At 54.3% G+C, this 13,497-nt stretch carries 10 protein-coding genes; all 10 read right to left on the reverse strand.

The window, feature by feature from the left end; genetic code table 11:
- Positions 1–30 precede the first annotated feature (30 nt).
- Complete coding sequence (locus tag QZ280_RS02100) at positions 31–1,707, reverse strand: formate--tetrahydrofolate ligase (protein WP_293440636.1); 1,677 nt, start codon at positions 1,705–1,707, stop codon at positions 31–33.
- Positions 1,708–1,758: 51 nt separating this feature from the next.
- Complete coding sequence (gene fdhF / locus QZ280_RS02105; RefSeq protein WP_293440638.1) at positions 1,759–4,518, reverse strand: formate dehydrogenase subunit alpha; 2,760 nt, start codon at positions 4,516–4,518, stop codon at positions 1,759–1,761.
- Complete coding sequence (locus QZ280_RS02110) at positions 4,515–4,697, reverse strand: hypothetical protein (protein WP_293440640.1); 183 nt, start codon at positions 4,695–4,697, stop codon at positions 4,515–4,517. Before QZ280_RS02110 ends, fdhF begins: the two co-directional genes overlap by 4 nt.
- Before the next feature lie 102 nt (positions 4,698–4,799).
- Positions 4,800–6,485 (reverse strand): NAD(P)H-dependent oxidoreductase subunit E, encoded by a 1,686-nt coding sequence (locus QZ280_RS02115; RefSeq protein WP_293440642.1) that lies wholly within the window; start codon positions 6,483–6,485, stop codon positions 4,800–4,802.
- A gap of 162 nt (positions 6,486–6,647) precedes the next feature.
- Positions 6,648–7,232, reverse strand: a complete 585-nt coding sequence (locus QZ280_RS02120; protein WP_293440644.1) for an MOSC domain-containing protein — start codon at positions 7,230–7,232, stop codon at positions 6,648–6,650.
- A gap of 143 nt (positions 7,233–7,375) precedes the next feature.
- Positions 7,376–9,289, reverse strand: coding sequence for an ATP-dependent zinc metalloprotease FtsH (gene ftsH / locus QZ280_RS02125; RefSeq protein WP_293440646.1), 1,914 nt, complete (start codon positions 9,287–9,289; stop codon positions 7,376–7,378).
- A 150-nt stretch (positions 9,290–9,439) separates the two neighbouring features.
- Entirely contained in the window at positions 9,440–9,907 is a 468-nt protein-coding gene (locus QZ280_RS02130) for a CoA-binding protein (protein WP_293440648.1), read from the reverse strand.
- Between the two features lie 213 nt (positions 9,908–10,120).
- Positions 10,121–10,822: an ABC transporter ATP-binding protein gene (locus QZ280_RS02135; protein ID WP_293440650.1), complete on the reverse strand. Its 702-nt coding sequence runs from the start codon at positions 10,820–10,822 to the stop codon at positions 10,121–10,123.
- Complete coding sequence (locus QZ280_RS02140) at positions 10,815–11,594, reverse strand: ABC transporter ATP-binding protein (RefSeq protein WP_293440652.1); 780 nt, start codon at positions 11,592–11,594, stop codon at positions 10,815–10,817. Before QZ280_RS02140 ends, QZ280_RS02135 begins: the two co-directional genes overlap by 8 nt.
- Positions 11,591–13,450 (reverse strand): ABC transporter permease, encoded by a 1,860-nt coding sequence (locus QZ280_RS02145; protein ID WP_293440654.1) that lies wholly within the window; start codon positions 13,448–13,450, stop codon positions 11,591–11,593. Before QZ280_RS02145 ends, QZ280_RS02140 begins: the two co-directional genes overlap by 4 nt.
- Positions 13,451–13,497 lie beyond the last annotated feature (47 nt).

A 13,497-nucleotide genomic window follows, 5' to 3' on the forward strand; every position in this document is an offset into this window, starting at 1 on the left:
CCGTGCCTGTTTCCAAGCACCACCTTGTTTTTAGAACAAACCTTCAATCTGGCCATCGTCATTGAGGTGAATATTCTCAGCGGACGGTACGCGAGGCAGACCCGGCATCGTCATGATCTCACCGCATACAACCACAACGAACCCTGCACCAGCCGACAAGCGCACTTCACGCACAGGCACAGAGTGGCCGGTAGGTGCACCGCGCAAAGACGGATCAGTCGAGAAGCTATACTGCGTTTTCGCCATACAAATCGGCAGGTTACCATAGCCCTGCTCTTCCCAAAGCTTCAGCTGATCACGAATTTTCGTATCCGCAATCACATCATCCGCATGGTAGATTTTCTTCGCAATCGTCTCAATCTTGGACATCAACGGCATGTCATCTTCATAGATCGGTGCGAACTTGCTCTCTCCGCTTTCAGCAATTTCGGCAACGCGCGTCGCCAAATCAGCAGAGCCTTCGGAACCCAATTCCCAGTGACGCGACAGGATCGCCTCGGAACCTTGTGTCGCTACATAGTCCTTCACCGCCTGAACTTCTGCGTCCGTGTCTGTGACAAAGTGGTTGATCGCAACAACGACTGGAACGCCGAAGGATTTAAGGTTGCCAATGTGACGACCAAGGTTTGCACAACCCTCGTTGACCGCGTCCACGTTCTCAGCGCCAAGGTCCGCTTTCGCAACGCCACCGTTCATTTTCATCGCGCGCACAGTCGCAACCAGCACGACGCAATCAGGGGATAGACCCGCTTTGCGGCACTTGATGTTCATGAATTTTTCAGCGCCAAGATCCGCGCCGAAGCCTGCTTCGGTCACAACGAAATCAGCAATCTTAAGCGCCGTTGTCGTCGCAATCACAGAGTTACAACCATGCGCGATGTTCGCGAATGGGCCGCCGTGTACAAAGGCAGGATTGTTTTCCAAAGTCTGCACAAGGTTCGGCTGCATCGCGTCTTTCAGCAAAACAGTCATCGCGCCCTCCGCCTTAATATCGCGGCAGAAAACAGGGCTGCGATCACGGCGGTACGCCACGATCATGTCACCCAAACGTTTCTCAAGGTCTTTCAAATCCTTTGCCAAGCAAAGGATCGCCATAACTTCGGATGCAACAGTGATGTCGAAACCCGCTTCACGTGGGAAGCCGTTCGCGACGCCGCCAAGGGACGCTGTGATCTGACGCAGCGCACGGTCATTCATGTCCACAACGCGCTTCCACTGGACGCGGCGAATATCGATGTCGCATTCATTGCCCCAATAAATGTGGTTGTCGAGCATCGCGGAGAGCAACGAATGCGCGGATGTGATCGCATGGAAATCGCCCGTGAAGTGCAGGTTCATGTCTTCCATCGGCACAACCTGAGCGTAACCACCGCCCGCAGCGCCACCCTTCATGCCGAAGTTTGGCCCCAAGGACGCTTCACGGATACAAACAGCTGCCTTTTTACCGATGCGGTTCAGGCCGTCGCCAAGACCAACAGTCGTTGTTGTCTTACCCTCGCCCGCAGGTGTTGGGTTGATCGCGGTCACAAGTACCAGCTTGCCGTTTTTGTTGCCTTGAACAGAGTTAATAAACTCCTGAGAGACCTTCGCTTTGTCGTGGCCGTAAGGCAGCAGATCTTTGCTCTCGATGCCCAGCTTTATACCAATTTCTTGGATCTTCTTTTTATCGGCTTCACGCGCGATTTCGATGTCTGATTTATAACCCATGTGTCTTACTTCCTGTTGAGAAATTGGCGCTGCTTATTCTGCAGCGATGCTTTAAACTGCCTCGACGCGCACCGCCGAGAATTTGAATTCGGGAATTTTCCCGTATGGATCGATGGCCGGATTGGTCAGCACATTCGCCGCCGCTTCAACATAGGCGAAGGGCACGAACACCATATCCTCTGACACTGCGCGATCTGCGCGGGCCATGATGTCGATGCTGCCTCGACGCGTTGTCAGGCGCACCATGCCGCCCGGTTCAACACCAAGCGCACGTAGCGTTTTGGGGTGGAGCGAGCAATTTGCCTCAGGCTCAACCGCGTCCAGAACCAAAGCGCGTCGGGTCATCGACCCTGTGTGCCAATGCTCCAGCTGACGACCTGTCGTCATGATCATCGGATATTCTGTATCTGGTGCTTCATCCGGTGCGATCACAGCCGCTGGGGTAAACTTTGCACGTCCATCTGCACGAGGGAAACCACCCCCAAACACAACCGCTTGGCCCGGATCTGTCGGGCTAAGAGATGGGTAAGTGACCGTTTCCGTCTTCAGACGTTCCCACGTGATGTTGTCGAGCGATTTCATCACTTGCTTCATCTCCGCGAAAACTTGGCTCGCATCCGTGTAGTCCCAATCGAGACCCAATCGCTGCGCAAGCTCAACAGTAATCGCCCAGTCCTGACGCGCTTCACCGGGCGGGGTCACCGCAGGGCGCACGCGCTGAACTTGGCGGTTGGTGTTGGAAACAGTGCCATTCTTTTCATAAAGCGCAGAGGCTGGCAGAATCACATCCGCAAAACAGGCGGTCTCAGTGAGGAAGATATCCTGCACAACGAGATGCTCTAATTTTGCGAATGCATCGCGCGCGTGCTTTACATCAGGGTCAGACATGGCAGGGTTTTCGCCTTGAATATACATGCCCTTGATGTTGCCAGCAAAAGCTTGATCGACGATCTCAGTCACGGTCAAACCACGCTTGTTCGACCAATCCTCATCACGGCCCCAGACGCCAAAGATGTCTTCGCGCACCGCGTCATCCTCGACAGAGCGATAGTCGGGAACGAACATCGGAACAAGACCCGCATCGGAAGCACCTTGTACGTTGTTCTGACCGCGTAGCGGGTGAAGACCAGCGCCTGGACGACCAACCTGGCCCGTCATTAAAGCAAGGCTGATCAGGCAGCGCGAATTATCCGTCCCGTGAATGTGCTGAGACACACCCATACCCCAGAAAATCATTCCTGCTTTGGCACCCGCAAAAGTGCGCGCAACATCGCGGATCACATCAGGTGCAATGCCGCAAATCGGTTCCATCGCTTCGGGAGTGAAGGCCTTAAGGTGTTCTTTCTCAGCTTCCCAGTTCTCTGTGTAAGCGTCGATATATTCCTGATCGTAGAGGCCTTCTTCAACAATCACATGCATGATCGCGTTAAGCATACTCACATCAGCGCCAGGGCGGAATTGCAGCATGTGGCTCGCGTGACGCTTTAGGCCCTGCCCACGCGGATCCATGACAATCAACTTGCCGCCGTTCTTGGTGAACTGTTTGAAATAGGTCGCCGCAACGGGGTGGTTTTCCACAGGGTTAGCACCGATGACAATGGCAACGTCCGAGTTTTCAATCTCGTTAAACGTCGCAGTCACGGCACCTGAGCCAACATTTTCAATCAAAGCCGCAACAGAGGACGCGTGGCACAGACGAGTACAGTGATCAACGTTGTTATGCTTGAACCCTTGGCGGATCAATTTTTGGAACAGATAGGCTTCTTCATTGGTGCATTTGGCAGAGCCGAAACCAGCCACAGATTGCCCACCATGCGCTTGGCGCAGTTTGGCCAGACCACCAGCGGCGTGGGCCATCGCCTCTTCCCAGCTTGCTTCGCGGAAATGCGTCAGCACGTCGCCCGGATCAACATTAAGACCCTTCGCAGGCGCGTCATCACGGCGGATCAGTGGCATAGTCAGGCGGTGTTCATGGTGAATGTAATCAAAGCCAAAGCGCCCTTTAACGCACAAACGACCTTCGTTCGCTGGGCCATTGATGCCCTCTACATATTTCACTTTGCCGTCTTTGACCTTGAGTGACACCTTGCAGCCGACACCACAGAACGGGCAAACGCTTTCGGTCTCAGAATCGAAGTCCTTACTGTCGCCAACCTGCGCGTCGTCAACCACAGTCGATGGCATCAAAGCGCCCGTCGGGCAGGCTTGCACGCATTCACCGCAAGCAACACACGTGCTGTCGCCCATCGGATCAGCAAGGTCAAACGTCGGGTACGCATCCTGTCCACGACCCGCCATGCCAATCACATCGTTGACCTGCACTTCACGGCACGCGCGCACGCAAAGACCACACTGGATGCAAGCATCAAGGTTCACAGACATCGCAACGTGGCTGTCATCGAGCAGAGGAATGCGGCCCTCTTCCAGCTTGGGGAAGCGGGTTTGATCGATACCATTCGCATCAGCCATATCCCACAAATGCGAGGATTTATCATGGGATACATCACGCTCTGGCTGGTCCGCGAGCAGCATTTCAACAACCATCTTACGCGCGCTCTGCGCGCGGTTGGAATTGGTTGTGACAACCATCCCCTCCGACGCGTCGCGAATGCAGGAGGCAACCAATGTGCGCTCGCCCGCGACCTCGACCATGCAGGCGCGGCAGTTGCCATCGGGGCGATACCCAGGCTGTGGTTTGTGGCACAGATGCGGAATAATGAGACCGCGACCGTTGGCAACTTCCCAAATGGTCATGCCTTTGTCAGCGGTGACTTCTTCGCCGTCGAGCGTGAATGTAATTTGATCGGTCATGCTTTATGCTCCACTTCGACGAAAACAATTTTCTCATTCGTGCGGTTAATAACGTTATGCGCCACACCAGTTGTGCGCGAATAGGACTGGCCTGCGACCAACTCGCTTGTAGTCTCGTTCCCATCAGCGTCCACAATGGTGAGTGTGCCAGAGGCCATCAGGATCACGACGTAATCCATGCCGTGTGTATGAAATCCGGTGTCTGTGCCCGGCTCGAATGCCCATTCCGATCACGCGCACACGCACATCATCGACTTGGACTGTGGCGATTGCGCTGCCCATTACACTTCATCCGCGAAGTGTTTCATGGTCATGCGGATCGGGTTCGGAGCTGCTTGCCCCAGACCACAAATCGACGCATCGCCCATCGCTGTGCACAGCTCTTCAAGCAGCGGTTGATCCCACTTGTCTGCTTGCATCAGCTTGACCGCTTTCTCGCAACCAACGCGGCATGGCGTGCATTGGCCACAACTTTCATCCTCGAAAAAGCGCAGCATATTAAGCGTGGCGCCTCTTGCGCTGTCTTTGTCAGACAGGATAACAACAGCCGCCGATCCAATGAAAGTTCCAAGCGGTTGCAGCGTGTCGAAATCCATCGGCACGTCAGTAATTGAAGCAGGTAAAAGACCCGAAGATGGCCCACCGGGTTGGTAAGCTTTGAAGATGTGACCGTCCATCATACCACCAGTGGCTTCAATCAAGTCCACGATCGTGGAACCCGCAGGGAGCAGATGCACCCCAGGATTATTGACACGACCAGAGATTGAATAGCTGCGCAGACCTTTGCGGCCATTCTTTTCGGTCGCGGACAGCACCTCAGGCCCTTCGCGAACGATGCGTGTGACCCAAAGGAGTGTTTCAACGTTATGCACCAAAGTCGGCTTGTTGAAGATACCCACTTGAGCGACGAAAGGTGGCCGGTGACGAGGAAGACCACGCTTGCCCTCGATGCTTTCGATCATCGCGCTTTCTTCACCGCAGATATAAGCACCCGCGCCGCGACGAAGATCGATGTAGCCCTTCTCAACGATGCCAGAATTTTCAAGCTTCGCGATCTCCTCGGCCAAGATGTGCAGAACCGCAGGATATTCATCGCGCATGTAGATAAAGCAGGTTTCCGCCTCGACCGCCCAAGCAGCAATGAGCATGCCTTCGAGGAAAAGATGCGGCGTGCGTTCCAAATAATAACGGTCTTTGAACGTGCCAGGCTCGCCCTCGTCGCCGTTCACGGCCAAGTAACACGTGCCCTCATTGGCGCGCACAAAGCCCCATTTTTTACCGGACGGAAAACCCGCACCACCAAGGCCACGAAGACCAGCGTCAAGAACTTTGTCTTGGACCTGCGCCCAATCGCCATTAGCGCGCAGCTTTTTGAGGGAGGCATACCCGCCCGCCGCCTCATAAGCCGGGAAATCCTCGTACGCTGGAATATCCGCGTGGGTATGGTTCGCAGCAATCGCCGCTTCGACCTTCTCAGGTGTGGCGTGGCCAATGTGGTGGTGGCCAAGTTCCAAGACAGGTGCCGTATCGCAGCGGCCCATACACGGTGCGCGCAAGACGCGCACTTCAGAAGCGTCCAAACCACCCTCCAAAGCCGATTTTAGCGCTTGTGCACCCGCCAATTCGCAAGAAAGTGAATCACACACACGGATCGTCAAAGCAGGCGGAGGTGTCTCGCCCTCTTTCACCACATCGAAGTGCGCGTAGAATGTCGCGACCTCGTAGACTTCCGCCATCGACAGGCGAAGTTCTTCGGCTAACGCGCGCAAATGAGCCGCGCTCAGATGACCGTATGCGTCTTGGATCAAGTGGAGAAATTCGATCAGTAGGTCTGAGCGACGCGGGCGATCTGCAAGAAGTGCTCTGACGTCTTCCCAAGCCTGGTCCTCCAATTGGCGACCTTTCGGCGTGTGCCGTCCCTTGCCTTTGCCAGATTTCCAAACGCCTTTGCGATCGTCGAGCGCCATAAGTGATCCCCCTAAGCAGCATTAAACACGCCGGATTCGTTGGATCATTCCTACGCCATACAGTCGCATACATTCGCTGATTTAAGACAGAAAATGACGAAAAAACGGTGTCTAGCGAGTCGCGTATCGGACTATATGTCTCAATTGCAACTCTGAATGTCGCTAATCGATCATTGCCCAGTTAGGCTGATCTGGGATGTGCAAACGCAAGCGCATTCCGATCTGCAAAACGCCTTCCTGCTCAACCGAAGCTGTGACACCGCGACGCCCTTTCGCAGCGGTTTTGAAGCTTTTGCCAAGGCCAGGATTTTCAACCTCGATAAATGGCGCAGGCAGATGGCAGGGTCTGTTTTCCATGTCGATGATTAGACCCGGGCCACCCTCGCTCACGAGGCGGGAGGACGGGGGCACGTGACTCCAATCTTGGATGCCCTCGATCACAACCGAGGCACCTATCAAATGCGGCGCGAGGGTCTCGAGACCAATATCAGCGGCGATAAAATCCAGCTCTTCTTGGGAGACAATCGAAAGCTGGCGGGTATTTTTGATCTCAGTATATCGCGGATACTGTTGTTTAACACGACTGCATGAGGGTCGCGTCAGCCCTGCGTGAAACTCTGCTGCATAGCCCGCGAAAGTGAGCGGCATGTCGCCGGTTGAATCAGAGCGTAAATCCGCTTCGCTGTCTTTCACCGACCCGAGCCAGAGCACAGTCGCAAAGTAGTCGGTGGGTTTCAGGGCGGGCATGGCGCTCTCCTTTGTAGGTCGTGCTCTGTTTTGGCGCAGAGACCGCAAGCAATCAATCCAGAACTTGTGATAGCTGGGATCAAAGACACCAATGCAGGTCACCCCAAAAGAAAAACCCCCACCCTCAGCCGGGGTTTTAGCACTTATGCAGAGGGCTCAGGTTCCATCCCGCCCGAGGGCTTGGCCCGCGGTTTGGTCTTCGGGATAGCTGTCACACTAGGTGCAGACCCTTGATCTGGAGTGTCGTCTTCATCTGGGCCTGATGTTGGCGCATCACCATTCATCACGCGTTTGATTTCATCACCCGTGAGCGTTTCGTACTCAAGCAAACCTTGCGCGAGACGTTCGAACTCTGTCTCGTTCTCAGTGATGATTTTCACGGCCCACTCATACCCGTCTTGAATGAACTTCTGGACCTCTTCCTCGATCATTTCTTTCGTGTTCGCAGAGACCGAGAAACCACCTGTGCTGCCGGAATAACCATCCGCCGCCTCGGAATAGTCGATGTTGCCGACCTTCTCCGACATACCCCAGCGCAGCACCATGGCGCGCGCCAAAGCAGACGCTTGCATGATGTCACCCGCAGGGCCGTTGGACACGGCTTCAGGACCGTACTTCCAAATTTCAGCCGCTTTACCCGCCATTGTCATCGCCAAACGCTGGTGGCATTCGTCTTTGAACATGTTGAGGCGATCCATTTCAGGCAAGCTCATCACCATGCCCAACGCACCACCGCGTGGAATGATCGTCGCTTTATAAACCGGATCGCATTTCGGCAGCATGATACCGACCAAGGCGTGACCTGCTTCGTGATACGCGGTCATCTCTTTTTGATCGTCAGTCATGACCATAGAGCGGCGCTCAGCACCCATCATGATCTTGTCTTTCGCGCTCTCGAAATCTTCCATCGCAACGAACCGACGTCCGACACGTGCAGCTCCAAGGGCAGCTTCATTGACGAGGTTCGCAAGATCTGCACCGGAGAAACCCGGTGTGCCGCGTGCGATGATGCGCAGATCAACGTCAGGACCAAGCGGTGTTTTGCGCGCGTGGACGTGCAAAATTTTTTCGCGGCCTTTGATGTCTGGATTGCCGACAGTGACCTGACGGTCAAAACGACCTGGACGTAGCAAAGCAGGATCAAGCACATCTTTACGGTTCGTCGCCGCAATGATTATCACGCCTTCATTGGCTTCAAAACCGTCCATCTCAACGAGCAGTTGGTTCAACGTTTGCTCACGCTCATCGTTACCACCGCCATAGCCAGCGCCACGATGGCGACCTACCGCATCGATTTCGTCGATAAACACAATGCAAGGCGCGTTCTTTTTCGCCTGCTCAAACATATCACGCACACGGGATGCACCCACACCAACGAACATTTCAACGAAGTCGGAACCAGAGATTGTAAAGAACGGTACACCCGCTTCACCTGCAATTGCTCGCGCAAGCAGCGTTTTACCTGTACCGGGAGGGCCTTCTAGCAAAGCGCCTTTCGGGATCTTGCCGCCAAGACGCGAGAACTTTTGGGGATTGCGCAGGAATTCAACGATCTCTTCGAGCTCTTCCTTGGCTTCATCAATGCCCGCCACATCGTCAAAGGTTACGCGACCCTCTTTCTGTGTAAGCATCTTCGCCTTGGATTTGCCAAAGCCCATCGCGCCACCTTTGCCACCACCCTGCATACGGTTCATGAAAAAGACCCACACGCCAATTAACAAAAGGAAAGGCAGAAGCGAGAGAATGAATGTCTGGAGTCCAGACTGTTCTTGTTGCTCTGCGCGGACTGCAACATTTTGCTCAATCAAGAACTCGGAGACATTAGCGTCTGCCGGCTTGATCGTTACGTAGTCGGCACCATCAGATCCACGGAACCGAATGCGTTCGCCGTCCAACGTCACATTGGTCACACCGCCTCCGTTCACGGAAGACACAAACTCAGAATAGCTTAGTTCGCGGCTCTGAAGATTGGCGTTATTACCACTGAACAGATTGAACAGGGCCAAAACCAAAAGGAACAGAACAACCCAAAAGGCGATATTGCGTGCGTTACCCAACGACACTCTCCTTGATATATCTTTGGTGCGCGACCTAGCACGTCACCGTTTAAACTAAAATAGACACATCGCGGTGATGTTCAATGAAACACAGGCAGCTAAATTGCTCAATTCACTATTTCAGAGGAGTTTCAGCAAGAAATGGACGGATTATAGCTTGGAAGAAATGACGCCCGTGGCAAAACCACCCATGCGTAATTCGCCAAAAAGTCGCTGATATTCGATTTTTGGGCAACGATTTTGCACAACATCCAATCCAACCGCTTCAGCCTTGGCCGTGGCTTCGGCGTGCTCCACACCAATTTGCAACCAGATCGTTTTCAGATTGGGAAGATGCTCCAATGCTTCATCCACAATCGCGGGCACATGGTCAGAGCGGCGAAAAATATCTACCATATCAACGGGTTGATCTATCTCTCTCAAATTCGCGCGGATCATTTGCCCGAACAATTGGTCCCCAGCATAGACCGGATTCACAGGGATAACCGTATATCCTTTGAGGCCAAGATAGCGCGCAACATAGTAGCTGGGGCGCACGGGATTGGTGGACACGCCCACGACGGCGACCACTTTATTACGGTTCAGAATGTCTTTTAGGAAGGCGTCAGGATAGGTCATGTAGGTATTCACGCTAATTCTAAGCAGATTTCAAAAGAAAAATGCGCCCACGGGAGGGATGCCCGGGACGCAAAGTATGGAACTGGGGACAGTCAAGGGATACCAAAGGTTCCAACTTTGGCGTTTGAGACGAAAGAGATGGGTGCGAATATTGCCGCTTAAAGAGCCACTCAAAATTTCGTGATCGCTCGGCGAAAAGGCGCTGAAAGTGCTTCAAACCGAAAGATAAGTGTCGCGCACCTCTGGGTGCGCGTTCAGCTCCCCAAGTGTGCCTTTGTATTTTGCGGTACCACTTTCAATGATCACAACACGGTCGGCCACGGCCTGCGCAAAGTGTAAGTTTTGCTCAGACAAAAGCACCGTCAAACCGTCTTTCTTAAGGCGTAAAATGACTCGCGCCATTTCCTCGACAATCACGGGCGCAATACCCTCGGACGGCTCATCCAGAAGAATGAGGCTCGGATTGCCCATCAACGTACGCGCAATCGTCAGCATTTGTTGCTCGCCCCCTGATAACTCTTTGCCCCGATTGGTGCGTCGCTCTGCAAGGTTCGGGAACATATCAAACAGCATATCTTCGGACCATGTCACCGTCTCCTCACGCGCGGGCTGGCGCCCGACTTCAAGGTTCTCCATAACTGTCAAGTCGGTGAAAATACGCCTCTCTTCGGGCACATAACCAAGGCCCAACTTCGCGACTTTATGCGGTGCCATACGCGTAATGTCAGTGCCTTGGTACGTCACCGACCCCGTTTGCGGCACGACAAGCTGCATCACAGATTTCATCGTCGTCGTTTTGCCCGCACCATTGCGTCCCAAGAGAGCAACCACTTGCCCACGTTCGACATCAAAGCTCAGGTCATTCAAAACATGCGCCTTGCCGTAAAAACTGTTTACGCCTTTGATCTCAAGCATTGGCGCTCTCCCCGTCGTGCTTAAAGAGCGTCCCACCACCAAGATAAACCTCTCGCACACGGTCGTCATTGCGGATCTCATTGACCGATCCATTGGCGATCAAAGCACCGCGATTAAGGACCATAACACGGTGGGCATGTGCAAAAACGACGTCCATGTCATGCTCTGTGAACAAAACACTCACGCCGCGGCTCTCTACAATGTCAGCAGTCAGCTGCATCAGAGCAATGCGTTCTGCCGGAGCCATTCCGGCAGTAGGTTCGTCCATCAGCAAAAGCGTCGGATCGTGGGCCAAAGCGATCGCCAGTTCGAGACGTTTCAGATCCCCATAGGCAAGAACAGCGCAGTGACGTTCCGATTGATCCGCCATCGCCACGAGATCGAGTAATCCCATCGCCTCATCGCGGTACATCTGATACGCGCGGGGCAAAAGTGAATAGATCTTCTTATGATGCGAGATCAGCGCCATCTGCACATTCTCGATCACTGTCATCGACGCATACGTCCCCGTAATCTGAAACGTGCGCCCAACCCCAAGCCGCCAAATCTGTCGTGGTTTCAATCCCTTAAGGTCTCTGCCATTCAAGGTCACCGTCCCCGCAGACGATTTGAGTTGCCCCATAAGCATGTTAAAACACGTGCTTTTGCCTGCACCATTCGGCCCGATCAGCGCCAGCAACTCGCCTTTTTGAAGCTCGAACGAAACATCATCCACCGCTTGAATTGCGCCAAACGCTTTGCTCAATCCTTTGACTTCCAGAACCGCGCTCATGCCTGATCCTCCCGCTTGATAAAGCCGATCCTTTCGGCCCATTTGCGCAAGGTCCCCGCAATACCATCAGGCGCGAGAATCACGACGAAGATAATGAGCAAGCCAAGTAACAAGCGCCAATATTCAAAGCGCGTGATGTAGTCTTTTGCACCCTCTAGTGCTGCCCCACCTACGACGCCCCCTGCGAGGGTTTTGACACCACCAAGGAAGACGACAATCAACGCATCAAAACTGCGCGCGATTTCTAATTCATTTGGGAAGATTGACCCTTTGGAGAAGACAAACAGCCCTCCCGCGATCCCCGCCATCGCCCCTGCGAAACCGAAAGCAACCCATTGCACATGCTTGGTGTTGATGCCCGTCGCCTCCGCCTGCCTTGCGGAATCGCGCGCGCCGCGTAGGGCGTAGCCAAAAGGTGAATGCGCAGTGTGGCGGAGAAGGATGATCCCCCCGATGCACAGCACCAGCGCAAGGTAGTAAAACGTCGTCGTCCCTGACGCCCACTCGGACGGCCAGATGTCCACCAGACCGTCATCGCCCCCTGTGAAATCGCCCCATTGGAAGACCAGCGACCAAAGAAGCTGCGCGAAGGCGAGCGTGAGCATTGCGAAATAAACGCCGGTCAGGCGCAGACAGACCCAGCCGAAAATGATTGCTGTGAGACCAGCCGCAAGCGGTGCAAGGATCAGCGCCAGCTCCATCGGTGTGCCTGCGTATGTCACCAGAAGTGCCGCCGCATAGGCGCCGCCGCCGAAGTAGGCCGCATGACCAAAGGAAACGAGACCGCCAAGGCCCAAAAGAAAGTGCAACGACGCCGCGAAAAGACAGAAGATCGCGATGTCCGTGATCAGGACAAGAATGAAACTATCGCCCACCAGCGGCAAAAGCCCAAGCAGGACCAAGCCCACCACGACAATCATTCGCGCAGTTTGCCCCGCGGGTTTGATCGGGCGTTCTGGCTCGCCTACTTGGCCATGCTCGCCCGCGACTTCCTCACGACCAAACAGTCCAAAGGGGCGGAAAATCAGCACCACCACCATAACAACGAACATCAAAGCAAGGGTGGACTGCGGCAGGTAATTTACCCCGAATACGTTGAGCACGGAGATGAGCACAGCCGCCACATAAGCGCCCGGCAAGGACCCCATGCCGCCAATCACGACCACCACGAAGATGGCCGAGAGAATGTTGAAATCCATTAACAGGTCCGCGCCACCTTTGGGCAATTGTACAGCACCGCCAAGACCCGCCAAAGCGCAACCGAGGAAGAAAACACCAGTAAACAGCCACGCCTGATTGACGCCCAATGCTCCAACCATTTCACGGTCTTGCGTCGCTGCGCGCACGAGAATTCCTGTGCGTGTCTTGGTGATCAACCACCACAAAGCAAAAGCCACGAAAGGGGTTAAGGCGATCAAAGCGAGGTCATATTTCGGCACAGGCTCACCCATGATCCGGATGATCCCTTTCAACCCTGGCGCGCGCGGTCCCAAGAAATCATCCGCGCCCCATACCAACAGCGTGAGGTCTTGGATAACAAGAATGACACCGAAGGTGGCGACCAATTGGAACAGCTCAGGCGCTTTATATACAGGGCGCAAGACCAGCATTTCAACGATGATACCAATGATACCGACGACGAGGCCAGCCAACAGGATCGACGCCCAAAAGCCGAACCCGCCCGGCAAGACCTGCATGAAGGAATATCCTACATACGCGCCGAGCATGTAGAATGAGCCATGTGCGAAATTGACGATGCGCGTGACACCGAAAATCAACGACAGGCCAGAGGCGACCATGAACAGCGCGCTCGCATTGGCGAGCCCTGTGAGAATTTGCGCAATGAAAAGACCCATGCCCTGACCTTTGGTATTTTAGGGGGAAACGGCCCGCCCTTTCAGGC

It is taken from the genome of Planktotalea sp., assembly GCF_018607995.1.
Lineage (GTDB): Bacteria > Pseudomonadota > Alphaproteobacteria > Rhodobacterales > Rhodobacteraceae > Planktotalea.

Excerpts from the sequence above, each read along its gene's own strand:
- QZ280_RS02100 (WP_293440636.1), bottom strand. The coding sequence starts at position 1,707 with ATGGGTTATAAATCAGACATCGAAATCGCGCGTGAAGCCGATAAAAAG.
- fdhF (WP_293440638.1), bottom strand. The coding sequence starts at position 4,518 with ATGACCGATCAAATTACATTCACGCTCGACGGCGAAGAAGTCACCGCT.
- QZ280_RS02110 (WP_293440640.1), bottom strand. The coding sequence starts at position 4,697 with ATGGATTACGTCGTGATCCTGATGGCCTCTGGCACACTCACCATTGTG.
- QZ280_RS02115 (WP_293440642.1), bottom strand. The coding sequence starts at position 6,485 with ATGGCGCTCGACGATCGCAAAGGCGTTTGGAAATCTGGCAAAGGCAAG.
- QZ280_RS02120 (WP_293440644.1), bottom strand. The coding sequence starts at position 7,232 with ATGCCCGCCCTGAAACCCACCGACTACTTTGCGACTGTGCTCTGGCTC.
- QZ280_RS02130 (WP_293440648.1), bottom strand. The coding sequence starts at position 9,907 with ATGACCTATCCTGACGCCTTCCTAAAAGACATTCTGAACCGTAATAAA.
- QZ280_RS02135 (WP_293440650.1), bottom strand. The coding sequence starts at position 10,822 with ATGCTTGAGATCAAAGGCGTAAACAGTTTTTACGGCAAGGCGCATGTT.
- QZ280_RS02140 (WP_293440652.1), bottom strand. The coding sequence starts at position 11,594 with ATGAGCGCGGTTCTGGAAGTCAAAGGATTGAGCAAAGCGTTTGGCGCA.
- QZ280_RS02145 (WP_293440654.1), bottom strand. The coding sequence starts at position 13,450 with ATGGGTCTTTTCATTGCGCAAATTCTCACAGGGCTCGCCAATGCGAGC.